This window comes from Pseudomonas sp. YJ42, from assembly GCF_047225135.1.
Lineage (GTDB): Bacteria > Pseudomonadota > Gammaproteobacteria > Pseudomonadales > Pseudomonadaceae > Stutzerimonas > Stutzerimonas stutzeri_E.
The window spans coordinates 359,225-383,069 of sequence record NZ_CP178378.1 but is presented as its reverse complement, the minus strand read 5'-3'; the positions used below and the strand labels follow the sequence as shown (position 1 = coordinate 383,069).

Here is a 23,845-nt window from a genome sequence, read left to right as displayed (position 1 = left end):
CCCGAACCGATCCCTGCACCTAGGACGCGTGCAACCCATCCGAGAAATAGCCACGGGATCGCATAGCGTTGCTGGCCAAATGTTGCCGGTCATACGCGCGCCTCCTGCCCTGCCGCATCCTTGCGGGCAAAGCGATTGCCCAGGCGATCGAAGAACAGGTAGATCACCGGCGTGGTGAATAGCGTGAGCAACTGGCTGAGCAACAACCCGCCGACCAGCACCAGCCCCAGCGGCTGGCGCAGTTCTGCACCCGAGCCGGACGCCAGCATCAGCGGTACCGCACCGAACAGAGCGGCCAGGGTCGTCATCAGGATCGGACGGAAGCGCAGCAATGCTGCCCGATAGATGGCGTCTCGCGGGCTCATGCCCTGTTGCCGTTCGGCTTCGAGAGCGAAGTCGATCATCATGATCGCGTTCTTCTTGACGATACCGATCAGCAGAATGATGCCGATGATGGCGATCAGCCCCAGGTCGTTACCGGTCAGCAACAGCGCGAGCAAGGCGCCGACTGCGGCCGATGGCAGCGTCGACAGAATGGTGATCGGATGGATATAGCTCTCGTAGAGCACGCCCAGCACGATGTACATGGTCACCACCGCCGCCAGGATCAGCAGCAAGGTGCTCGACAGCGATGCGCGGAACGCCTCGGCGGCGCCCTGGAAGCGGCTCTGGATGCCGGCCGGCAGGCCGATCTCGGCTTCGATGCCTTCGATGACTTCCACCGCTTTGCCCAGCGACACACCGTCGGCCAGGTTGAATGACAATGTCACGGCCGGGAACTGGCCAATGTGATTGATCAACAATGGTGCGCTGCGTTGCTCCAGGGTTGCCAGGCTCGACAGTTGCACCGGGGTGCCTCCCTCGCTCTGCACGAACAGTTGTTCCAGTGCCTGCGGCCCGATACGGTTGCCCGCCTCCGCCTCGAGCACCACGCGGTACTGGCTGGCCTGGGTAAAAATGGTCGAGATCTGGCGTTGACCGAAGGCGTCGTACAGCGCATCGGTGATCGCTGATATTCCGATACCCAGCCGCGCCGCGGCGTCGCGGTCGATATCCAGATAGATCTGCAGACCATCGCTCTGCAGGTCGCTGGCGACGTCAGTCAGCTCAGGGCGTTCGCGCAGGGCCGCGACCAGGCGTGGCGTCCACTCCTTCAGCAGCTCGCCATCCGGTGATTCGAGGCTGAACTGGAATTGCGTGCGGCTGACCCGGTCCTCGATCGACAGATCCTGCACCGGTTGCATGTACAGCTCGATGCCCGGCAGTTTCGCCAGCTCCGGGCGCAGCCGATCGATGACCTGGCTCGCGGTGACGGCGCGCTCGGCGTGAGGCTTGAGGTTGATCAACAGGCGACCACTGTTGAGGGTCACGTTGTCGCCGTCGACACCGATATAAGACGACAGGCTGGCCACCGCCGGATCGGCGAGAATCACGCGGGACAACGATTGCTGCCGTTCGCTCATCGCTCGAAAAGAGATCGACTGCGGCGCCTCGCTGATGCCCTGGATCACGCCGGTGTCCTGCACCGGGAAGAAGCCTTTCGGCACAGCCAGATACAGCACCACCGTCAGCCCCAGGGTCACCACCGCGACCAGCAAGGTCAGCGCCTGATGGCCCAACACCCAGGTCAACCAGCGCGCGTAGCCGCCGATGAGGCGCTCGACCCAATCCGGCTTGGATTTCTCCACCGTGGCTGGCTTTAGCAACTTGGCGCACATCATCGGCGTCAGCGTCAGCGACACCACCAACGAGATCAGGATGGCTACCGCGAGGGTGATGGCGAACTCGCGGAACAGACGCCCCACCACGTCCTGCATGAACAGCAGCGGAATCAGCACGGCGATCAGCGACAGCGTCAGCGAGATCAACGTAAAGCCGATCTGCTTGGCACCTTTGAGCGCGGCCTGCAGTGGCGTCTCGCCCTCCTCCACGTGGCGGGCGATGTTCTCCAACATCACGATGGCGTCATCGACCACGAAACCGGTCGCGATGGTCAGGGCCATCAGCGTCAGGTTGTTCAGTGAGAATCCGGCAAGATGCATCACTGCGAAGGTGCCGATGAGCGACAGCGGCACCGCGATGGAGGGAATGATGGTCGCCGACAGACGCTTGAGGAACACGAAGGTGACCATCACGACCAGGAAGGTGGCCATCAACAGTTCGTGCTGCACATCGGTGATCGCGGCGCGGATGGTCTGCGTGCGGTCGGTGAGCACCACCACATCGAGACCGGCCGGCATGCTGGCGGTGACCTCGGGAAGCAGCGCCTGAATACGCTCGACCACCTCGATCACGTTGGCACCGGGCTGACGCTGGATATTCAGCAGCACGGCCTGGCTTTGATTGGCCCAGGCGGCGAGGCGCTCGTTCTCGGCGCCATCGATGATGTGAGCGACATCCTTCAGTCGCAGTGTCGCGCCATTCTCATAAGCCAATATGAGATTGGCGTATTCCTCCGGCGTTTTCAGTTGATCGTTGGCATCGAGCATCGATACCCGCGTCGGGCCGTCGAAATTGCCTTTGGGCTGGTTGACGTTGGAGCTGGTCACCAAGGTGCGTACATCGGCGAGCGACAAGCCGTAGGACGCGAGCGCCTCCGGATTGACTCGAATGCGCACCGCGGGGCGCTGCCCTCCGGCGATACTGACCATGCCCACGCCGCTGATCTGCGCGAGCTTCTGTGCCATGCGCGTATCGACCAGATCGTGGAGTTCCGGTAGTGCGAGGCTTTCCGAGGTGATCGCCAGCGTCATCACTGGTGTATCCGCCGGGTTGACCTTGTTGTACACCGGAGGCGCCGGAAGGTCGTTCGGCAGCAGGTTGCTGCCGGCATTGATGGCCGCCTGGACCTCCTGCTCGGCCACGTCCAGCTCGACCTCCAGCGAGAACCGCAAGGTGATCACCGACGCGCCGCCGGAACTGGTCGAGGACATTTGGGTTAGCCCGGGCATCTGCCCGAACTGGCGCTCCAGCGGCGCGGTCACGGCGCTGGTCATCACCTCTGGGCTGGCTCCTGGATACAGCGTCATGACCCGAATGGTCGGGTAATCCACCTGCGGCAACGCCGAAACCGGCAGCATGCGATAGGCGATCAACCCGGCCAGCAGGATCGCGATCATCGTCAGGGTGGTCGCCACCGGCCGGAGAATGAAAAGCCGCGACAGGTTCATCGCGCCGGACGCTCCTTGGCGCTCTGGGTATCGACTTTCGGATTTGCGGCCGCTTCTTCGGCGAGCGTCTGGCGATCCACCACTTCGACTTCGCTGCCGTCACGCAGGCGATCGGTGCCTTCCATGACGATCCGCTCGCCGACACTCAGCCCTTTGGTGACGACCGTCTTGTCACCATTACTCGGGCCCACCTCGAGCACCCGCAGCTCGACCTTCGAATCCTCCCCGACGACGTAGGCATAGTTTCCACGCGAGCCGAACTGCAACGCCGCTGACGGAATCAGAATCGCGTCGTCCAGGGTTTCCACGCGCAGGCGAATGTTGACGAACTGGTTGGGGATCAGCAGCTCCGCCTCGTTATCGAAGCGGGCCTTCATTTTCAGCGTACCGGTGGTGGTGTCGATCAGGTTGTCGAGGCTTTCCAGTACGCCTTCGCCGAAGAGCACCCGCTCGCCACGGTCCCAGGCCTGCACCGACAGCTCGTCGCCGCGACGAAAACGCGAAATGACCGGCGGCAGGTCGCTTTCCGGCAAAGTGAAGCTGATCGCCATGGGCTGAGTCTGGGTAATGACCACCAGCGGCGTGGTGTCGTTGGCCGCGACCAGGTTGCCCTGATCCAGCTGGCGCAAGCCGACGCGGCCATCGATCGGCGCGCGAATCTGAGTGAACTGCAGGTTCAGCTTGGCCTCGTTGACCGCCGCCTGATTCGCGGCGAGTGTGCCCTGGTACTGGTTGACCAGCGCCTGCTGCGTGTCGAGGGTCTGCTTGGCAATGCTGTCATCTGCAAACAAGCCCCGATAACGCTTGAGGTCGACCTGCGCGTTCTGCAACAGCGCGCGATTCTGCTGCAGCGTACCTTCCGCCTGTTGCAGCGCCACCTCGTAGGGGCGCGGATCGATCACGGCGAGCAAGTCGCCGGCCTGCACCCGCTGGCCTTCTTCGAAGCGCACTTCGACCAGCTCGCCAGCCACACGGCTGCGCACATTTACCGTGTTGAGGGGCGTAACGGTACCCAGCGCCTTGGCATAAACCTCGAACCGGCCCTGTTCGACCACCGCGACCCGTACCGGTGTCGGGCCACCGAACGCACCGAAAGCCGGACGCCCGCCAGGTTGCTGTTTCGGTTTCTCGGCGGCGGTTGGCCATAGCCACCAGAGCAGCAGTACGATCGCGATGATCACGCCGCCGATGATCAGCCAGCGCCATACGGAGCCGGTAGAAGAAGTGTTTGCCTCGGACATGAACGGGGTTCGCTTGGAAATGAGCGTGAACCATAAGCAGTCGCACGCCGCTCGCAAAGGAGATTTACGGCATTTTTACGTATCCGGAGTTGTCCTGAGCAAAACGGACCGCAAAACCTGCGATCAGGTCCCAGGAACCATGCTTGAGCCTTCCAGTCTATGTATCGTTCTCCGGAGCGCTGGCGAGCGAGACTCAGCGGAACTGCTCCGACGAGCCACTGCATCTGGTCGACATACCGCTATTCATCAGGCCACCCGATAATGGTCTGCACAGGATCAAGGAATGAACGCATCACTGGTTATCCTGGCGCTGACTGTCGCCAGCTTTCTCCTCGGTTTTCTACGCGACCTGTTCATTGCCAAGGCCTTCGGCCTGAGCTGGGAAGCGGACCTTATCTTCGTCGCGCTGATCCTGCCGATGTTCTTCGAGAACTTCCTCGGTCTTGCCCTGCGCGATGCGATGATCCCGTACCTGCAAAAGCTGCGTAGCCAGTCCGAAGCCCTGTTTGAGACCGTCAGCCGCTGGCTCTACTGGCGGGTAATGCTTATGGGCGCAGCTGTCAGTGGCGTCGCCGTCGTCGGCAGCTACTGGATTCTCAACCTGCTGGCGCCCGGCTGGACAGACGTTCAAGTTGCCTCCGGCCAGATCGTGTTCTGCGTCGGCGCAGCGCTCATCGCCGTTCAGGCTGTCCTGTATTGCCAGGGGGCGCTGCTCAACATGGATGAAGTGTTCATCCTGCCGATGACGCGCACGGTACTGCTCAACGCCGGCGCGATCATCGGGATCCTGCTGTTCCAGCCCACCGGCATGGTGATCTTCATCGGCATGCTGCTGCCCCAACTGGTGTTGATACTGGTGCAGCATCGGCGCATCGCCTATCTGCGTGGAGCCAAGACCGTAGAGACGACGGGGCATGCGGGCGGCTTCGGCCTCGCATTCGCGCCGGTTCTGCTGGCCGCCGGGGCGCAGCAAGGCTGCATTCTTGCCGAGCGCATGTTCGCTTCCTTCCTGGATGAAGGCAGCATCACCATGCTGTCCTTTGCGTTCCGCATCGTCACCATTCCGCTCACGCTCTATGCGCTGTCGGTGTTAGCGGTGCTCTTTCCTCGTTTCGTCTCGAGTTGGAACGACGACGATCTCAGCGGCCACGCCGCAGTGATACGCAAAGGATTGCTGGCCACCCTGCTATTCCTGGTGCCGGCGGCGGTGGTGCTATGTTCGTTCCCGCAAACGGTGGTATCGGTGCTACTCGAGCGAGGTCAGTTCGGTGCACCGCAAACCGACGCGACGGCATCGCTGGTGATCCTGTATGCGCTGGGCCTTCCTGCAATGGGGCTGGCGCTGCTCTGGGGACGCGCGCTCCTGGCTCAGCATCAGTCACGTCTGTTTCTGGTGATCACGTTGATCAGCTCTGCCCTGACGATCGGCCTCGACGCACTGCTCTACGCTCCGTACGGTGCAGAGGGCCTGGCGTTCGCCTTCTCCTGCGGCGCGACAATGCAGGCATTGTTCATGGGACTGTACGTCTATCGTGCGTCGCCCACAGGGCTGGCGCCGGGCGTGCTCTTGCGTTGGCTCGCCACCGCGGCTGCAGTCGCCACGGCGTTGCATTGGCTGCCCGCGCCGCAGGGGTTGCTGCAGTTGTGCCTGTATATCGCGCTGGTGCTCTGTGCCTTCGCTGTCGGCGTAGTGCTGCTGGGTGAGCGAGACCTGTTCAAACCCACCTATTGGTCGATGAAGAAAGCCTGACGGCTCCGTGCTCCGAGATGGGCTCCTTGCTGCAACCTTTGTCTACAGACACAATAAATGCTATGTTTGCGTCTACAGAATCAAAGCAGGCACATAAGCCATGACAGCAATTCTCCCAGCACCGGCGTTTACGAAGGATCAATGCGCAACGGGCCTGCGAGCCGCGGTGAATATTCTTGAGAAGTGGCAGGCGACCACCGAACAGGCTTGCAACATCCTGCGGATCTCGCGCAGCACCCATGCGCGCGCCAAGTTGGGTGGCGCCAGTTGGTCGGTGAACCTCGACCCGGACCAGATGCAACGCATCAGTTTCGTGCTCAACATTCACGCCGCGCTACGGCTGGTTTTCGATAACCCGGAAAACGTCTACGGTTTCCCTGCCATGGCCAACCACAACGAGTTCTTCAACGGACGCTCGCCGTTGGAGATCATGGCCCAGGGCGACATGATCTCCTTGTACGAATCGTTCCGGCGCATCGATAGCCTACGGGGGGCTCAATGGTAGCGCTGGGCGAGTTGCCGGAGCGGGCTGACGCCCAGCTGCAGGCGTATCGGCTGGTTAACTCGAAGTTTCCGCCTATTGCCTTGTTCGATGATGTTGCAGACGCGGCCGAATTCGACACGCTGTATCAGTTGCAAGCCCTGACGAACCCGAGACTCCACAACGAGACCGGGCGCCTCGAGCTGATACCCCGTACGGAAATCCCCTTCGGCATTCCGGGCTGCTCATACGCAACCAGTCCCTTTACCCATGTGAACCCCGCGGGGTCGCGGTTCAGCGATGGCACCTTCGGCGTGCTTTACCTGGCCAGCACGATGGATACGGCCCTTGCCGAAGTGCGCTATCACCAGGACCAATATTGGTCGAAAGTTCATGGCTTGAATTACGACCGGTTCGTCTTCCGCGGCTTGTCGTGCCGATTCAACGAAGCCGGGATGCTCGACGCAACGTCCGTCCCGATGACTGACCCCATCTACGATCCCGATGATTACGCTCAAGGCCGTCGCCTCGGACGCTCGGTGAAAGCCTCCGGCAAGCCCGGCTTGCGATACCGCTCGGTACGCAAAGAAGACCAGGAATGCTGGGCGCTGATGACACCAAAGCCGGTGCTGTCCATCGTCCAGACCGCTCATTACGAAATGATCTGGAACGGTCGAATTTCCAGCGTCAGTCTCGTCAGCGCGATTTAAGCGCGCCATAACAGCAAGCGCTCATAAATCCAGAAAATCTACTGGGTTCAGGCCGCATCGCCCTGACCGCAAGCGGCGCGCCTATTGGCTCCATTCCCATCGCGCGACCAGGCTTTATCGTCAAAATCAGACTCAGCGGTAAATTCCAAAACCCATGGGCAAAACTTCATAGCGACAGGCAAGGCGGCCTGGCCGGGCGCTCTTCGATACTCGGGACACATCAGAACAAGAGTCCCGTATGAACACCTACCAACCCACTGCCAAGAACGGGGTCGGCCAGATAGGACGGTCCCAGCGTCGCGTCGAGGACGCGGCGCTACTGCGCGGGCTGGGCCGCTATGCCGACGATGTCGCCGTTCCACCCGGCACGTTGCACGCTGCCATTGTCCGCTCTCCTCATGCCCACGCCCGCATCATCTCGGTAGACATGGACGCTGCGCTGGCCATGAAGGGCGTGCATGGCGTCCTCACCGGAGAAGATGTCAAACGCTGGGCAAATCCGTTCCCGGTGGGCGTTCGTGCGCCCATGGAACACTGGTGCCTGGCGATCGACAAAGCCCGTTACGTTGGCGAGCCGGTCTGTGTGGTGATAGCCGAAGACCGCTACCTGGCCGAGGACGCGCTGGATGCCGTGCGGGTCGAATACGAACCGCTCCCGCCGATCATCGATCCGGAGGCCGCGGCGGAAGACGGCGCCCCCGTGCTTCACGAAGCGGTCGGCAGCAACGTGGTCAACGAACGACACTTCCACTATGGGGAGCCGGAGCAGGCGTTCGAAACCGCCCCTCACCGGGTCTCGATCAAGGTCCATTACCCGCGAAACTCCTGTACGCCCATCGAGTGTTACGTGGTGCTGGGGCAATACCAGCCCGCCACCGGCACTTATGACGTCCTTTCTAATTTTCAGGGCCCCTATGCACTGCACTCGGTGATGGCGCGTGCGTTGAACGTACCCGGCAATCGTCTGCGCCTTCGTACGCCGCCAGACTCGGGTGGTAGCTTCGGCATCAAACAGGGGGTTTTCCCCTACGTGGTGCTGATGGGGTTGGCGGCACGCAAGGTCGGCGCACCGGTGAAGTGGGTCGAGGACCGTCTGGAACACTTGCAAGCCTCGTCCAGCGCAACCAATCGGGTCTGCGAGATTCAGGCAGCGGTCGAAAGCGACGGGCGCGTGACCGCCCTGCACTATGACCAGATCGACGACTGCGGTGGCTACCTGCGCGCGCCGGAGCCGGCTACCTTCTACCGCATGCACGGCAACCTGTCGGGTGCCTACGCCATCCGCAATCTGTCGGTGCGCAATCGCGTCGTGCTCACCAACAAAGTCCCAAGCGGTCTAAACCGCGGGTTCGGCGGCGGCCAGGTGTATTTCGCGCTCGAGCGCCTGATGCACAAGGTCGCCAGCCAGCTGGGACTGGACCCGTTGCACGTCATTCGCCGCAATCTCGTACCAGCGGGCGTCTTTCCCTACCGGGCCGCTGCCGGGGCCCTACTCGACTCCGGCGATTACCCCGCGACGGTCGATCTCGCCGTTCGTGAGGGTGGGCTCGATGAACTGTTACGGCGCCGCGAACAGGCCCGTGCCGAAGGCCGCCTTTATGGCATTGGCTACACCGCGGTAGTCGAGCCGTCGATATCCAACATGGGCTATATCACCACGGCGATGACGCCTGAGGAACGACGCAAAAGCGGGCCTAAGAACGGTGCGGTCAGCACCGCCACGGTCAGCGTCGACCCGCTCGGTGGCGTCACCGTGCATATTTCATCAACGCCCCAGGGTCAGGGGCATCAGACCGTCGTGGCGCAGATCGTCTCGGAGGTGCTGGGCGTGGCGCTCGACAGCATCAACGTCAATGTCGAGCTGGACACCGGCAAGGACGCCTGGTCGATCGCATCCGGCAATTATTCCAGCCGTTTTGCCGGTGCGGTTGCCGGCTCTGTCTACAAGGCCGCCGTGAGAATTCGCGAGCGTATGGCCGATATTGCGGCGTCGATGTGGGACGTGCCGGCCGATCAGGTGCGCTTTGCCAATGGCAAGGTGTTCGTCGAAGGCGGCCCCAACCAAGCGTTCCATCGTATCGCGGGGTCCACCCACTGGTCGCCAGGCCTGCTTCCCGATAACGAGGAAGGTGGGCTGCGCGAAACCGCATTCTGGACGCCGCCGCAGCTGACCGCTCCGGACGACAACGACTGCATCAACAGCTCGCTGTGCTACGGCTTCATCTTCGACTACTGCGGTCTTGAGGTGGACCGGATCACGGGCGAGGTACAGATAGACCGCTACGTCACCTGTCACGACGCCGGCCGCATCCTCAACCCGATGCTGGTCGACGGACAAATCCGCGGGGGCTTCACCCAGGCGCTCGGCGTGGCGCTGATGGAAGAATTCGCGTATGGCGAAGACGGCAGCTTCCTGTCGGGTACCTTTGCCGACTACCTGGTGCCAACCGCTCCCGAGGCTATCGAGCCGCTGATCCTGCATATGGAAACGCCCTCGCCCTTCACTCCGCTTGGCGCCAAGGGCGTGGGCGAAGGCAACAACATGAGCACACCGGTGTGCATCGCCAATGCCATGGCCGACGCACTGGGACGTTCCGACATCAAGCTGCCGCTGACGCCTTCACGGGTCCGCACCATGATCGGCATCGACGAGCCGCCTCCGCCCGAAGGCGTCACGCTGAACAGTCCACGGGTGGCGGGCGGCTCTGCCCTGCAGGCCCAGGATTCGGTCGAGATTCCGGCACCGCCGCAGGCGGTGTTCGACGCCCTGCTCGATCCGGAAACACTCAAGGCGATCATCCCCGGTTGCCACGCGCTCGAGCTGGAAAGCGAGCACCACTACCGCGCCGACGTGACAGTGGGCGTTGGCATGATTCGCGCGCGCTTCGCCGCTCGCGTCGGGCTTACGGACCTTGAGCCTCCGCATTCATTGCGGCTGTCCGGTTCAGGCAACAGCCCGATGGGCTCCGCTACCGGCAGCGCCAAGGTGACCTTCATCGAGTTGGAAAGCGGCTATACGCGCCTGGATTACGCCTACGACGCGGCGGTCAGCGGCAAGGTCGCCGCGGTCGGCGGACGCATGTTGCAGAGCGCTTCGAAAGTGATCATCGGCCAGATATTCACACGGCTAGCGCATCGACTGACGGGCAAGCCAGTGGAAACCAGCCTGTGGCAGCGGCTGCGCACGTTGCTGGGTCTCGGAGGTGAGAAATGAAACCCGCCGCATTCGATTACATCCGTGCCGCTGACAAGCGCGAGGTGCTGCAGCTACTGGCCGAACACGGCGAGCAGGCCCGCATCATCGCAGGCGGGCAGTCACTCATGGCGGTGCTGAACATGCGCCTGGCACAACCCAAGGTGCTGATCGACATCAACCACGCCAGCGACCTGCATTATCAGAAGCTGGAAAAAAACCGCCTGGTCGTGGGTGCTGCCGTGCGCCAGGTGGAGCTGTTGGACCGCTCCAGCCTGGTCCATGAAGTGCCCCTGCTGGCTCAGGCCATGCCGTGGATCGGTCATTTCCAGACCCGCAACCGGGGCACCGTCTGTGGCTCGGTCGCCCATGCCGACCCTAGCGCCGAGATCCCGCTGTGCCTGGTCACGCTGGGCGGCACGGTGGTACTCGAATCACTCAAGGGTAAACGTCGAGAGCTGCCGGCCGAGCAGTTCTTCCAGGGCGTGCTGACCACAGAAAAACGCCCAGACGAGCTAGTCGTCGAAGTGCACTTTCCGCTGCTCGAACCCGGTGTCAGCTATCGCTTTCGTGAGGTTGCGATGCGCCATGGCGACTTCGCGTTGGTTGCGCTGGCCGCCTGCATCAGACAGGACCACGTAGACCTTGGCATTGGCGGCGTGGCTGATCGCTCGGTCCTACGCCGGTTGCCATTGGGCGCGGAACTCAAGGACGCACTCAACACATTCGCCTGGTCGCTTGGCGCGCAGGACGATGTACACGCCAGCGCGGCGTACCGGCGTCAGCTGGTGCGCGAGCTAGGCCAACAACTGATCGAAGGTACCGACCATGCACGCGCCAGCTGACCAGCGCTTCCCCGTCAAAGTGGAACTCAACGGCCGCCAGCGCGAAGCCCTGGCCGAGCCTCGCATGCAGCTGTGCGACTTTCTGCGCCACGAGCTGGGCGCCACCGGCGTGCACGTGGGCTGCGAGCACGGCGTGTGCGGGGCTTGCACGGTACTGGTAGACGGCGTGGCCTCGCGCTCATGCCTGATGCTGGCGGTACAGGCTCATGACCGCCGCGTGGACACCGTGGAATCGCTGGCCCGCGACGACATCATGAACGACCTGCAACAGGCGTTCAGCCGTCATCACGCCTTGCAATGCGGGTTCTGCACCGCCGGGATCCTCATGTCATGCGTCGAATTCCTGGAGCGTATGCCGAATCCGGATGAAACGCAGGTCCGCGACATGCTTTCCGGGCATCTGTGTCGCTGCACCGGCTACACCGGCATGGTCCAGGCGGTACTGGAAGTGTCACGACAACGACAAGAAAACACCGTGGAGAACGACAACCATGTTTGACCTTGGACGCAGCTTTCTCGCCGCGGTCGAGCGCCGACCGCACGCGATCGCGATCAGCGATGGCGAGCTCAGGAAAACCTACGAGGCCTGGTTCGATGACATTCAGCGCGCGAGCTTCGGCCTCGAGCAATTGGGCCTGACGAAGGGCGACCATCTGGTCACCGTCATGCAGAACCGTTGGGAAATGGCCACGCTGCACTGGGCCTGCCAGTTCAGCGGGATCATCATGACGCCCCTGAACTGGCGCTGCACCACAGAGGACCTGACATGGTGCCTCAAGGACGCCGAGGCTCGCGTGCTGGTCTATGACGACTCTGGGCGGAGCGCCGTGAAGGGATGCGCAGTCGAGAATATCCGCTGTATCAGCCTCGGCGGGCCAGTGGGCGACAGCGTCATGAGTTTTCAGCAGCTCTGCGCTCAGCCACCGAACGAAACGATCCTGCGTGCCTCCCCTGAAGACTGGTCGCTCATGCTCTACACGTCAGGCACGACCAGTCGGCCCAAGGGCGTGCCCCGCCGCCATCGCGCCGAACGAGCCTCCGCCGTGGCGCATGTGGCGCAGAATCTCTACGGCCATGAGGAGCGCACCCTGGGCGTCATGCCGCTGTATCACACCATGGGTGTGCGTTCCCTTCTGTCGATGGCCTTGCTCGACGGTCACTTCGTGTGCGTGCCCAAGTTCGATGTCGAAGCAACGCTGGGTGCCATCGAGCGCGAGCGCATCACCAACCTGTATCTGGTACCAACGCTGTATCACATGCTCATCGAGCATCCCGCCTTCAACCCCGAGCGTGTCGCCAGCGTGACCAAGCTCGGCTTCGCTGGCGCGCCGATGAGTGATGGCCTGATGCAGCGGGTCGATCAGGCGTTCAAGCCGGAGCTGTTCGTCAACCACTACGGCAGCTCCGAAATCTACACCTTCACCATCGACCAGAAGGCCAGCAGCAAGCCGGGTTCATCCGGGCGCAGTGCGCTCAATCAGCGCATCCGTGTCGTCGCACTGGGCAGCACCTCGCCGGACGACCTCTGCAAACCGAACGAGGAAGGTCAGATCATCGCCGACCTGGCCAGTGATGAAGCCTTCGAAGGCTATTGGAAGCGCCCCGATTCCGACGCCAAGGCAATCCAGGCGGGCTGGTACTTCACCAGCGACACCGGCTTTTTCGACGAGGATGGCGACCTCTTTGTGACCGGCCGAGTCGATGACCTGATCATCACCGGCGGCGAGAACGTCAGCCCAGCCGAGATTGAAAACGCGCTGTCGCTGCACCCGGCCGTCGAGGAGGTCGCGGTGGTCGGGCTCCCCGATGAGCAGTGGGGCAAATTGATCGCAGCCTTCATCAAATTACGCCACCCGGTGACCGAAGCCGAACTGGACGCCCATTGCGTCTCCTCGGGACTCGCTCGTTTCAAGCGTCCACGCCGTTACGAATTCATTGACCAGATCCCCAAATCCCCGGTCGGCAAGATCTTGCGCCGCATGCTGGTGGCGCAATACGGCTCCGAAACCGTCAGCTGATCCCCTTCACAATGAGGAAACACGATGAATAACCAGCAGATCGAACAATTTATGGAAACCCAATTCGACGGCTTCACCGTTGAGCTCAGCCTCGACCGCGAACGCGCCGATGTGATTCTGGGTCGCCCGCCGTTCAATGTGATCGCCATGAGCCAACGCGACAGGTTGCGCGAAGTATTCGAAGCCCTGGATGCACACAACGGGATTCGCGTCGTCGTGCTGCGCGCCCAGGGCGAACATTTCTCCAGCGGGGGCGACATCAAAGGCTTTCTCGAGGCCTCCCCGGAGCATGTCTCCAAGCTGGCCTGGAACGTCGCGGCACCGGCGCGCTGCACCAAGCCGGTCATCGTCGCTAACCGTGGCTACACCTTTGGCGTCGGTTTCGAGCTGTCGCTGGCATGTGATTTCCGCATCGCGTCCGAGACCACCCGCTACGCCCTTCCCGAGCAGAATCTCGGCCAGATTCCAGGGTCCGGCGGCTCCGCTCGCCTGCAGAAAATCATCGGCATCACTCGCACCAAGCACATGGTCATGCGCGCCAAGCGCATTACCGGTCAGCAGGCCTACGACTGGGGCATCGCCACTGAATGCGTACCGGACGGCGAGCTGGAAAGCACCGTGGACGCGCTGGTCGACGAACTGCGTCGTTTCTCGCCCTTGGCCCAGCGCACCGCCAAGAAGCTGATCAATGACAACGAGGACGCGCCGCTGACAGTCGCCATAGAAATGGAAGGCCACTGCTACAGCCGGCTGCGCAGCTCGGCAGATTTCAAGGAAGGCGTCGAGGCGTTCCACGGCAAGCGTCAGGCGGTCTTTCGTGGTGAATAAGCGCCGCGGCGGGTAACTCTCACACGCGTGCCGTCCACCGCGGGCGGCGCTCGGCGAACGCACAACAACAAAGCGAAGGCGTTGCCATGTCCCAGAACCTTTCCCATCCGGCAGTCGATATAGCCGCCACCACCGGCGAGCCGACGCTGCGCCGAGCATTCAATTCCAAATCCATCAGCGCCGGCGTGGTCGCTGCCCTGTTCGGCTGCACCGGCCCGGCACTGGTGGTGATCAACGCCGCTGAAGCCGGCCGTCTGAGCAATGCGCAGACGGTCGCCTGGCTGTTCGCAATCTACGTCCTCGGCGGGCTGATCAGCCTGTTTCTGGCGCTGCGCTATCGACAGCCAATCTGCGGCGCCTACACCATTCCCGGCGCGGCGATCCTCGCCGCATCGCTGACCGTCATACCGTTCAGCGATGCGGTGGGTGCCTTCATCATGAGCGGCCTGCTGGTCTTCATACTGGGCATCACCGGGCTGATCGGAAAACTGATGCGCTGGCTGCCGATGCCGATCGTGATGGCCATGATTGCCGGCGCACTGATCCGCTTCGCCACCGGCGCGATCGATTCCATCGTCAGCGCGCCGCTGATCGCCGGCGTCGCCGCACTGAGCTTCTTCCTGGTCACACGGTTCACCCGTGCGGTGCCGCCAGTGCTGGTCGCCGGCGTGATCGGGCTGGTGATGGCCTTCGCCCTGGGCCAGCTGCAACCGGCGGACGTGAACATCGCCTGGGTGATGCCGGCCTTCACCGCGCCGAGCTTCTCGCTCGATGCCTTCCTGGCCATCACCGTTCCACTGACGGCGCTGGTGATCGGCGCGGAAAACGCCCAGGCCACCGGAGTGCTGATGGCCGAAGGATATCGCCCGCCGGTCAACGCGATGACGGTTATCAGCGGCATCGGCGGCGTGCTGGCCGGGCTGCTCGGTGGTCACAACGCCAATATCGCCGGACCGATGACAGCCATCTGTTCTTCCGAGCAGGCCGGCGACGATCCGCGCCTGCGCTACGGCGCGGCGATCGTCAATGGGGTGCTGTTCGGGCTGTTCGGATTGTTCGCGGGGCTGGCGGTGCCCTTCATTCTGGCCTTCCCCAAGGCGTTGATCGTGGTGGTCGCCGGGCTGGCCATGATCGGCGTGCTGCTGGGCGCGCTGCAGCAGGCATTCCAGAAAGGCGGCGTCTGTCAGATCGGTGCATTCGTGGCGTTGGCCGTTGCGATGAGCCAGTTCTCGTTGCTGGGCATCAGCTCGCCATTCTGGGCGCTGCTGTTCGGCGTCGCGGTGTCCGCGCTGCTCGGTGAAATCCGCGCTGAACGGCGCCAATAGCCCCTGCGCGAACAGCTAGAGCACTGCCTGATGGCCCGTATCAAAAATCGTTAATGGCCAGGCCATCCGACAGGCAGCAAGATGAATCCGCCGCCGATGCCCTGCATCGGCCGAGCAGACAACCGATAAGAAAAACAACGGTGAACCGTCATGATCCTTCGCCAGACCTCCGGGTTGCCGGCCCGTCTCGCCGCCTCCAGTGCTCCTATCCCAGGCTCGAACTGCGCGTACGCCCGCCCTCCGCGCAGCGCCACCAAGTTCCGGCCTCAAGCCGCCACCGTGCAGGACTGACCCCATGAGAAAATTCGTCAATCCCGCCTCTTTCGTCGCGCTCTGCTGGTCGGCGTTCCAGATCTACATGGTTTACGGCACGCCGCTAGACCTGATCGTCGCCGTGCCGATCCACATCATGTTCGGCCTGGTGCTGACCTTCATCACCCACCCGCTGCGCAAGCAGGACCTCGGTCATTTCAACGTGGTGCGCGCCTCGGACTACTTGCTGGCCACCGTGGCGGTCGCTATCGGCCTGTTCTACCTGTTCAACGCTGAACAGCTGACGATGCGCATCGCCATGGTCGATCCGCTGCGGCCGATCGACCTGGTGATCGGCATCACCACCATCGCCCTGGTGATCGAGGCGGTGCGCCGCGCCCTGGGCTTGGGTCTGACCGTGGTCATCCTGGTGTTTCTGGTCTACCAGTTCATCGGCCCGCAGCTGCGTAACATCCCGATGCTCGGCATCATCGGCCACGATGGCGAGCCGACCCGCCTGTTCCTCGAAACCTTCCTTGATGTGCAGGTACTGCAGAACGAAGGCGTGTTCGGTATCCCCAGCATCGTCTCCTACGGCCAGGTCTTCTACTTCCTCCTATTCGGCGCCTTTCTCCAGTTGTTCGGCGGCGGTCAGCTGTTCATGGACCTGTCCGTGCTGCTGGTCGGTCGCTTCCGTGGCGGCATGGCCAAGGTCTCGATCGTCTCCTCGACGCTGTTCGGCTCGGTCAGCGGCAGCGCCACGGCCAATGCCGCGGTAATGGGCATGTTCACCATCCCGGCGATGAAGAAATCGGGCATGAGCGCCGAGCAGGCCGCAGCCGTCGAAGCGGCCTCCTCCACCGGCGGCCAACTGATGCCACCCGTCATGGGCGCAGCGGCCTTCTTGATCGCCCAGTTCATGGGCATTCCCTACGCCGAGGTGGCGATCGCTGCGCTGATTCCGGCGCTGCTGTTCTACGTCGCGCTGTATTTCGTCGTCGACCTGCTGGCGCGGCGCAAGGGCCTGGCCGGCCTCAAGCGCTCGGAGCTGGGCACTACCTGGAACAGCGTGCTCAAGCGGTTGTACCTGCTGGTCCCGGTGTTCGTGCTGGTCTACCAGATCATGGCCGGCCGGGCGCTGAGTTCGGCGACCCTCGAGGCTATCTGGATCACCCTGGTGTTCGGCCTCTGCACTCGCGTTTGGGAAGGCTTTCGCGCCGAGGGCGGGCATGGCGTGTTGAAGGCTGCGGGCTCGGTAGTCAGCGATTCGATACAGGCGCTGGACTCCGGTGCGCGCGGTGCCATCGCCGTGGCCATCCCCTGCGCCGGAGCCGGCATCGTGGTCGGCATCGCCTCGATGACCAACCTCGGCCTGACCTTCGGCAGCTTCGTCACCGCGCTGTCCGGCGGCATGCTGATCCCGGCGCTGCTGCTGGTGATGTTCATGGTCATCGTGATGGGCATGGGCATGCCGACCACTGCGGCCTACATCATGGGCGCCATCCTCGCGATTCCGGCGCTCGACAAGCTCGGCATCCCGGCGCTGTCGTCGCACTTTTTTGTGCTGTATTTCGCCGCGCTGTCGATGGTCACGCCACCGGTGGCCCTGGCCGCGTTCGTCGCAGGCGGCATCGCCAAGGCGGATGTCTGGAAGACCGGCTGGGTGGCGTTCCGCTACAGCCTGGCCGGGTTCCTGGTGGCCTTCGCCTTCGTCTTCAGCCCAGCGTTGCTGCTGCAGGGCGACTGGCAGGCCATCGTTCCCGCCGTGGTCACCGCGGTGATCGGCTGCTACGCCCTGGCCGGGTGTGTGGCCGGCTACCTGCGCGCACACAACTCGCTGCTGGAATCGGCGCTGTTGCTGGTCGCCGCTGCTTTGCTGATTGCACCGGTGCTCAAGGCGTCGCTAGGCGGGCTGGTCCTGCTCTGCGCGGTCTGGGTGTGGCAGAGCCGCAAATCCAAAGCCGCGCGGGCGGGCTGTGTGCTGGGACGATCCGGGGTCTAGCGCCACGGGATCAGCTGAATTCAACCAAGGAGAACAACAAGATGAAAAAGATCCTCGCGAAATACGCGGCAGTTGCCCTGCTGGGCACCGTCGGCCTCTGCGGCGACGCGCTGGCCGCCGAACCCGTGAACGTCAAGTTCGCTGCCGGCCCCACCGGTACCACCTGGTACGCCTACGCCGGCGCCCTGCGCGGCGAAATGCTCCAGCGCCTGCCAGAAGGCTCAACGGTCGATATCCAAGGCACGCCAATGGCAATCGCCAATACCAAGCTGCTGGCGGCCAAGCGCGCCGACATCGGTCTGATATTCCCCCCGGTGGCCGCCTGGGCCCAACAGCCCTTCGGCCCATTCGACCGCAAGATCGAAAACGTGCGCGGGTTGGTGGGCGGCATCGACCAGTACTACCAACGCATCACCGTGCAGACTGACAGCGATATCCAGTCCATCGCCGAGATCAAGGAGAAGAAACTGCCAGTGCGCATCGGTACCGGTCCGCAGGGCAGCCTGAATGAATACATCGCCAAGTTGATCCTCGAAGCCAACGGCCTGAGTTATGAAGACATCGAGTCCTACGGCGGCAGCATCGGAAAATCGAACCTGAGCATTCTGCAGGACCAATTCGGCGACAAGAAGCTGGACATGATCATCGGCATCACCACGGCCGGACACCCGAACACCGCGCAACTGTCGATCACCCCCGGCCAGCGCTTCCTCAACCTCAGCGAGGAAGCTATCGCCTATCTGGAGAAGTTCGGATTCGTACGCGCCACCATGCCGGCCAACATGTTCGAAGGTCAGGATGCAACCGTAGAAGGCGTCGGCTTCAGCACCTCGCTGTACGCCACGCAGTCGATGTCCGACGATGACGCCTACGCCATCACCAAAGCCGTCATGGAAGGCCAGGACGCCCTCAAACGTTCGTTCGGCTCGATGAAGGACTGGACCGCCAAAGGCTCGGCGCAGCCGGCCAATCTTGCCGCCCCGCTGCATCCAGGTGCACGCAAGTACTACCAGGAAGCGGGACTGCTAGAGTGAATCCGACCTGCACGGGCCCGGTCCGTGCAGCCTTTGTCAGCCGACTCAGCGAGGCCCCGATGACAGAAGACAACAGACCCGACGGCGGCCAGGCCATCGTCGAGTTGCTCCGGCGCAACGGCGTCGACAGAGTGTTCACGGTCCCTGGAGAAAGCTTCCTGCCCGTGCTCGACGCGTTGCACGACGCCCCCGACATCGCCCTGGTAGTTTGCCGTCATGAAGGCGGGGCCTCGATGATGGCCGAGGCCTACGCCAAGACCACCGGACGCCCCGGCGTCTGCTTCGTCACCCGCGGGCCGGGCAGTGCCAATGCGTTGGCCGGGCTGCATGTCGCCGCGCAAGACTCGACGCCGCTGCTGATATTCATCGGCCAGGTACCGCGCAACTTCCAGCAACGCGAAGCCTGGCAGGAAATCGACGTCGGCGCGCTGTTCGGTTCGGTGGCCAAGTGGGCTACTGACATCCAGGAGGCCGCGCGTCTGCCGGAATACTTCTCTCGCGCCTTCAGCACCGCCCGTTCCGGACGACCGGGCCCGGTGGTTCTCGGCCTGCCGGAGGATCTGCTGTACGAACGCATCGAGCCGGTCCAGGTCGGCCCTGCGCCGATCAGCCAGGGCTACCCAGCGCCACAAGCGATGACCCGGCTGCGTGAGATGCTAGCCGAAGCCCGGCGACCATTGGCGATCTTTGGTGGCTCCGGCTGGAGCGCCGAGGCTCGTCAGCAATTGCAGAGGTTAGCCGAAACCCAGGGCCTGCCGGTGGCCACCGCCTTTCGGCGTCAGGATCGTTTCGATAACGGCCACCCCAACTATGCCGGTGACGCGGGTCTGGGCATGAACCCCGAACTCGCCAAACTGATCGATGAGGCCGACCTGCTGATCGCCGTCGGCACCCGGCTGGGCGATATCACCACCCGTCATTACGAACTGGTGAAGGTGCCCAAGCCAGGGCAGAAACTGATCCACATCCATCCCGACCCGCACGAGCCCGGACGTGTGCGGGTACCGGATCTGGCGATCTGCGCCGCGGTGCAAGGCTTTGCCGAGGCGGCCGCCGGGTTCGAATCAAGCGATATCTCTGCCGAGCGCCAAAGCTGGCTGGCGCGCGCGCGTGAAAGCCGCGTCGCCTGGCAGCAGCCGACCGAGCTGCTCGGACCGGTACAGCTCGGCGAGATCGTCGCCTGGCTGGGACGCCGGTTGCCGCCCGAGGCGGTGATCAGCAATGGCGCCGGCAATTACACACTCTGGGTGCACCGGTTCTACCCGTTCCGCGGTTGGGGCAGCCAACTGGCACCGACCTCCGGTTCGATGGGCTATGGCCTGCCCGCAGCAATCGCTGCCAAGCTCGCCCAGCCGTCACGACCGGCGGTGTGCTTCGCTGGCGACGGCTGCTTCCAGATGACCTGCCAGGAACTGGCGACCGCCATGCAGTACGGTGCCAACGTCATCGTAATCGTGGTGAACAACGGCTCCTACGGCTCGATCCGCATGCACCAGGACAAGCACTACCCGGGCCGCCGCTATGGCACCGATCTGGTCAACCCGGACATGGTTGCCCTGGCTCAGGCATACGGCGCTGGTGCCACGCGGGTGGAGCGGACCGAAGCATTCGCCGAAGCGTTCGAACAGGCGCTGGCCGCGGACCGCCCGTACCTGATCGAGCTGGTGTTGGATCCCGCGATCCTGCGTCCCTGAAAACCTCCCCGGTAGGCCTGCCCTTGCGGCGATGGGCAGCCGCACTGAGGCGTTTGCACTGGGCCTCCCGGCCGCAGGCCAACCGACAGCTACCGCTACGCCAAGGTCAGATCGCAGGGCGTCCGGGCGCCTTTTCGACCAGATGATCAGACATCGCCGATGCTGATGGCGAGCATCAGAAAACCCTAATAGGCAGACTTGTTCGGCGCTCCTAGCATGGCCAAAACAATAACCACGAGAGAACTCGCCATGCCGTCCATGCCCTCCTCCTCGGTCGATTCCACTGCAGCTACCCAGCCGGTTGGCGCCAGTCTGCGCGGCTGGCTGGATCATCTCCAGAAGACTCAGCGGCTGAGCGTGATCCGCCCGGGTACCGAGCTTCGCTTCGGCGTTGCGGCCATCGCCAATCGCTTGGACGGTCACAGCGCGTCGCTGTTTCTGCAACCCGATGGGCACATGATTCCGGTGATTTCGGGGCTGCTCTCGGACCGTCAATGGATGGCCGAGGCGATGGGCGTCGAGCCCAGCCAGGTCCTGGCCCGCTTCGAGCAAGCTTGCCTCGAGCCCTCGCCCTGGCAGGAAGTGACCGAGCCCGCCTGTCAGCAAGTGGTGCATCACGAGGTCGACCTGCTCACGCAACTGCCCATCCCCACGCACAACGAACACGACAGCGGTGCCTACATCACGGCCGGTTTGCTGATCACCCGAAATCCACGTACAGGCGTGCAGAACGTTTCCATCCATCGGCTGCAAGTCAGCAGTGCCAATCGTCTCGGTGCTTTGTTGCTGCCACGCCATACCCTGGCCTATTTCCAGGAGACCGAGCGCAACAACGAAGACCTCGAAATCGCCGTGGTGGTCGGCTGCGACCCCCTGACGCTCATGGCCTCGCAGGCTATCGTGCCCATCGATCACGACGAACTGGAAATCGCCGGTGCGCTGCGGGGCCGGCCGCTGCCAGTGGCGAAATGCGTGACCAACCGCATTCGGGTGCCGGCCGATGCTGAGATCGTCATCGAGGGTCGCCTGCTGGCCAACACACGCGAGGAAGAAGGCCCGTTCGGCGAATTTCCGCAGTACTACGGCGAGCGCGCCGAGCGCCATGTGATCGAGGTGGACGCCATCACCCACCGCCAATCGCCGATGTTCCACACCATCGTTGGCGGTGGCCTGGAGCATTTGCTGCTCGGCGGCATTCCGCGCGAAGCGACCATGCTCGCTCACCTGCGACGCAGCTTCCCGTCGGTGCGCGATGTGCATCTGGCGCGCGGAGGGGTATGTCGTTATCACCTCTACGTGCAGATCGACAAACGCTCGGAAGGGGAAGCGAAGAACGTGATTCTCGGCGCGCTCGGCGGCCACTACGACATCAAGCACGTGGTGGTGGTCGACACCGACGTCGACATACACAACCCCACCGAGGTCGAGTGGGCGGTGGCAACACGCTTCCAGGCGGATCGCGATCTGGTGCTGATCCACGAAGCCCAGGGGTCCAAGCTCGATCCCTCCACCCGTGACGGCGTCGGCTCGAAGATGGGCTTCGATGCCACCGTGCCGTTGGCGGCGCCACCGATGCGTTTCAAGCGCATCCGAGTCCCGGGCGAAGCCGAAGTGAACCTTGCCGATGTCTGCCAACCGGCCGGCGACGATTGGGAACGACAGTTCAGCCAGGCGTAGCAGAACCGAACGACCGAGGACGCTAGCCATATACCGATTCCGTGGCTGGCGCGGTGTGCAGCGGCGGCCGTAGACAGCCAACTGAAGCCACCGCCGAACACCGAGCCGCTACCGGTCACCGCACTCAGCCCCTTCGATCGGCTGATCGATCCGAACAAGTCATACCCGACAGGAGAAGCCCATGCAGGTCCGACACTTCATCGACGGAGAGTGGTGCGAGAGCGGTCAGTGGAGCGACAGTCTCGATCCGGCCAATGGCGAGATCATCGGCCGGTTTGCCGATGGAGGATTGGCCGAAGCCCAAGCCGCCGTAGACGCGGCGTCACGCGCGTTCGTAGCACCGCAGTGGTCGCAGAATCCGCGTCTGCGTCAACAGATCCTGCTGGAATGGGCAGCGGCGCTCGGCAGTCGTCAGGAGGAGCTGGCGATTCTGCTCACGCGAGAAAACGGTAAGGCGCTTGCGCAATCGCGCGGCGAGGTGGCGGGTGCCATCTCCGAAATTCTCTACTACGCCGGCTTGGCTCGTCATATTCCAGGTCACGTACTGGAAGTGGCTCCCGGCGAATTTTCCACCATGCTTCGTGAGCCCGCGGGGGTAGCCGCGCTGATCATTCCCTGGAACGCCCCGGCCGTTCTGCTGGTGCGAGCATTGGCGCCTGCGCTGGCGGCGGGCTGTACCTGCGTGATCAAACCGGCAGCACAAACTGCACTGTTCAACGCCGCATTTCTCGAACCTTTGTTGCAACTGCCTACGCTGCCGCGCGGTGCCGTCAATTTGTTCGCCGAAACCGGTCACGCCGGTGCAGCGTATCTGGTCGCCTCACCCGAAGTGGATGTGCTCAGTTTCACCGGCTCGACAGCAACCGGAACACGGATCATGCAGGACGCGGCTCCGACCATGAAGAAGCTGTCGTTGGAGTTGGGTGGCAAATCTTGCTGCCTGGTGCTTGAAGATGCGGACATCGCCGCTGTCGCGCCTAAGCTTGCCGCCGCGTCGACGATCATTTCAGGCCAACAGTGCACGGCTGCCCGCCGCGTATTGGTACACGCCAGCCGCCTGGCGGAAATGAAAACGGCGCTCACCGCCGCGCTTTCCGAGGTCCGCCTCGGCCATGGACTGGAGACAACCACACAGATGGGGCCGTTGATCGACTGGCGTTCTCGCGACCTGGTGGGCCAGCGCATCGCCGAAGCGATGGACAGTTGTGACGAGGTACTGCTTGCCGGCAACCAGCCGGGTGGCCCGCTGGACGCCGGCGCCTTCCTCTCTCCAACGCTGATCGCCCATCGCGACAGTGCGGCGTTCTTCTGTCAGGAGGAAATCTTCGGCCCCCTGCTTGTCGTGGAAGCATTCGAGGACGACACCGAAGCGGTAGTACGTGCCAACCATTCGGCCTTCGGCCTGGCGGCGAGCATCTGGACACGGGATGGCGCTCGCGCCATGCGCCTTGCCCGGGTGCTGCGCAACGGCACCGTATGGATCAACGACCACAACAAACTGTTCGCCGAGGCCGAAACGGGCGGCTACCGCAAAAGCGGGCTGGGACGATTGCACGGCTACGATGCGCTGCTGGATTTTACAGAGCTCAAGCACGTCTACCAGAATGTCGGCACCCTATAGGTCG

The 23,845-nt window shown here is 63.1% G+C and carries 16 protein-coding genes; 14 read left to right on the top strand and 2 right to left on the bottom strand.

The window, feature by feature from the left end; translation table 11 throughout:
• Window positions 1-89: 89 nt before the first annotated feature.
• Window positions 90-3,170, bottom strand: a complete 3,081-nt coding sequence (locus tag ACL0K2_RS01700) for an MdtB/MuxB family multidrug efflux RND transporter permease subunit (protein WP_413043635.1) — start codon at window positions 3,168-3,170, stop codon at window positions 90-92.
• The gene (locus ACL0K2_RS01695; RefSeq protein WP_413043634.1) at window positions 3,167-4,411 is read right to left on the bottom strand and encodes an MdtA/MuxA family multidrug efflux RND transporter periplasmic adaptor subunit; all 1,245 of its coding nucleotides are present in this window, start codon (window positions 4,409-4,411) and stop codon (window positions 3,167-3,169) included. The genes ACL0K2_RS01700 and ACL0K2_RS01695 overlap by 4 nt, the downstream gene beginning before the upstream one ends.
• A gap of 283 nt (window positions 4,412-4,694) precedes the next feature.
• Here ACL0K2_RS01695 and ACL0K2_RS01690 point away from each other — a divergent pair, with 283 nt between their 5' ends.
• The 14 genes from ACL0K2_RS01690 to ACL0K2_RS01625 all read left to right on the top strand — a co-directional run bounded on the left by ACL0K2_RS01690 (window position 4,695) and on the right by ACL0K2_RS01625 (window position 23,841).
• The gene (locus ACL0K2_RS01690; protein WP_413043633.1) at window positions 4,695-6,161 is read left to right on the top strand and encodes a lipid II flippase MurJ; all 1,467 of its coding nucleotides are present in this window, start codon (window positions 4,695-4,697) and stop codon (window positions 6,159-6,161) included.
• Window positions 6,162-6,261: 100 nt separating this feature from the next.
• Window positions 6,262-6,666 (top strand): hypothetical protein, encoded by a 405-nt coding sequence (locus ACL0K2_RS01685; RefSeq protein WP_413043632.1) that lies wholly within the window; start codon window positions 6,262-6,264, stop codon window positions 6,664-6,666.
• Window positions 6,660-7,352 (top strand): RES family NAD+ phosphorylase, encoded by a 693-nt coding sequence (locus tag ACL0K2_RS01680; RefSeq protein ID WP_045162307.1) that lies wholly within the window; start codon window positions 6,660-6,662, stop codon window positions 7,350-7,352. Before ACL0K2_RS01685 ends, ACL0K2_RS01680 begins: the two co-directional genes overlap by 7 nt.
• Window positions 7,353-7,590: 238 nt before the next feature.
• Window positions 7,591-10,566 carry a xanthine dehydrogenase family protein molybdopterin-binding subunit gene (locus ACL0K2_RS01675; protein ID WP_413043631.1) on the top strand — a complete coding sequence of 992 codons (2,976 nt, stop codon included), beginning with the start codon at window positions 7,591-7,593 and terminating at the stop codon, window positions 10,564-10,566.
• Window positions 10,563-11,390 (top strand): FAD binding domain-containing protein, encoded by an 828-nt coding sequence (locus ACL0K2_RS01670; RefSeq protein ID WP_413043630.1) that lies wholly within the window; start codon window positions 10,563-10,565, stop codon window positions 11,388-11,390. Before ACL0K2_RS01675 ends, ACL0K2_RS01670 begins: the two co-directional genes overlap by 4 nt.
• Window positions 11,374-11,889, top strand: a complete 516-nt coding sequence (locus ACL0K2_RS01665; protein ID WP_239608943.1) for a (2Fe-2S)-binding protein — start codon at window positions 11,374-11,376, stop codon at window positions 11,887-11,889. The genes ACL0K2_RS01670 and ACL0K2_RS01665 overlap by 17 nt, the downstream gene beginning before the upstream one ends.
• Entirely contained in the window at window positions 11,882-13,408 is a 1,527-nt protein-coding gene (locus ACL0K2_RS01660) for an AMP-binding protein (RefSeq protein ID WP_413043629.1), read from the top strand. The genes ACL0K2_RS01665 and ACL0K2_RS01660 overlap by 8 nt, the downstream gene beginning before the upstream one ends.
• A 24-nt stretch (window positions 13,409-13,432) precedes the next feature.
• The gene (locus ACL0K2_RS01655) at window positions 13,433-14,236 is read left to right on the top strand and encodes an enoyl-CoA hydratase/isomerase family protein (protein ID WP_413043628.1); all 804 of its coding nucleotides are present in this window, start codon (window positions 13,433-13,435) and stop codon (window positions 14,234-14,236) included.
• A gap of 86 nt (window positions 14,237-14,322) precedes the next feature.
• Window positions 14,323-15,561 carry a benzoate/H(+) symporter BenE family transporter gene (locus tag ACL0K2_RS01650; protein ID WP_413043627.1) on the top strand — a complete coding sequence of 413 codons (1,239 nt, stop codon included), beginning with the start codon at window positions 14,323-14,325 and terminating at the stop codon, window positions 15,559-15,561.
• A 295-nt stretch (window positions 15,562-15,856) separates the two neighbouring features.
• On the top strand, window positions 15,857-17,815 hold the full coding sequence (locus ACL0K2_RS01645) for a TRAP transporter permease (protein ID WP_413043626.1): 1,959 nt from the start codon (window positions 15,857-15,859) through the stop codon (window positions 17,813-17,815).
• Window positions 17,816-17,856: 41 nt separating this feature from the next.
• Window positions 17,857-18,849, top strand: a complete 993-nt coding sequence (locus ACL0K2_RS01640) for a TAXI family TRAP transporter solute-binding subunit (RefSeq protein ID WP_239608939.1) — start codon at window positions 17,857-17,859, stop codon at window positions 18,847-18,849.
• Window positions 18,850-18,908: 59 nt separating this feature from the next.
• Window positions 18,909-20,543, top strand: a complete 1,635-nt coding sequence (locus ACL0K2_RS01635) for a thiamine pyrophosphate-binding protein (RefSeq protein ID WP_413043625.1) — start codon at window positions 18,909-18,911, stop codon at window positions 20,541-20,543.
• Between the two features lie 249 nt (window positions 20,544-20,792).
• A complete protein-coding gene (locus ACL0K2_RS01630) occupies window positions 20,793-22,220 on the top strand; it encodes a UbiD family decarboxylase (protein WP_413043624.1) in 1,428 nt (475 codons plus the stop codon).
• Between the two features lie 181 nt (window positions 22,221-22,401).
• Window positions 22,402-23,841, top strand: coding sequence for an aldehyde dehydrogenase family protein (locus ACL0K2_RS01625; protein ID WP_413043623.1), 1,440 nt, complete (start codon window positions 22,402-22,404; stop codon window positions 23,839-23,841).
• The last annotated feature ends 4 nt before the right edge of the window (window positions 23,842-23,845 follow it).

Coding starts and splice junctions, on each gene's coding strand:
- ACL0K2_RS01645 (WP_413043626.1), top strand. CDS start 15,857: ATGAGAAAATTCGTCAATCCCGCCTCTTTCGTCGCGCTCTGCTGGTCG.
- ACL0K2_RS01670 (WP_413043630.1), top strand. CDS start 10,563: ATGAAACCCGCCGCATTCGATTACATCCGTGCCGCTGACAAGCGCGAG.
- ACL0K2_RS01630 (WP_413043624.1), top strand. CDS start 20,793: ATGCCGTCCATGCCCTCCTCCTCGGTCGATTCCACTGCAGCTACCCAG.
- ACL0K2_RS01700 (WP_413043635.1), bottom strand. CDS start 3,170: ATGAACCTGTCGCGGCTTTTCATTCTCCGGCCGGTGGCGACCACCCTG.
- ACL0K2_RS01625 (WP_413043623.1), top strand. CDS start 22,402: ATGCAGGTCCGACACTTCATCGACGGAGAGTGGTGCGAGAGCGGTCAG.
- ACL0K2_RS01695 (WP_413043634.1), bottom strand. CDS start 4,411: ATGTCCGAGGCAAACACTTCTTCTACCGGCTCCGTATGGCGCTGGCTG.
- ACL0K2_RS01680 (WP_045162307.1), top strand. CDS start 6,660: ATGGTAGCGCTGGGCGAGTTGCCGGAGCGGGCTGACGCCCAGCTGCAG.
- ACL0K2_RS01650 (WP_413043627.1), top strand. CDS start 14,323: ATGTCCCAGAACCTTTCCCATCCGGCAGTCGATATAGCCGCCACCACC.
- ACL0K2_RS01665 (WP_239608943.1), top strand. CDS start 11,374: ATGCACGCGCCAGCTGACCAGCGCTTCCCCGTCAAAGTGGAACTCAAC.
- ACL0K2_RS01685 (WP_413043632.1), top strand. CDS start 6,262: ATGACAGCAATTCTCCCAGCACCGGCGTTTACGAAGGATCAATGCGCA.
- ACL0K2_RS01635 (WP_413043625.1), top strand. CDS start 18,909: ATGACAGAAGACAACAGACCCGACGGCGGCCAGGCCATCGTCGAGTTG.
- ACL0K2_RS01655 (WP_413043628.1), top strand. CDS start 13,433: ATGAATAACCAGCAGATCGAACAATTTATGGAAACCCAATTCGACGGC.
- ACL0K2_RS01690 (WP_413043633.1), top strand. CDS start 4,695: ATGAACGCATCACTGGTTATCCTGGCGCTGACTGTCGCCAGCTTTCTC.
- ACL0K2_RS01675 (WP_413043631.1), top strand. CDS start 7,591: ATGAACACCTACCAACCCACTGCCAAGAACGGGGTCGGCCAGATAGGA.
- ACL0K2_RS01660 (WP_413043629.1), top strand. CDS start 11,882: ATGTTTGACCTTGGACGCAGCTTTCTCGCCGCGGTCGAGCGCCGACCG.
- ACL0K2_RS01640 (WP_239608939.1), top strand. CDS start 17,857: ATGAAAAAGATCCTCGCGAAATACGCGGCAGTTGCCCTGCTGGGCACC.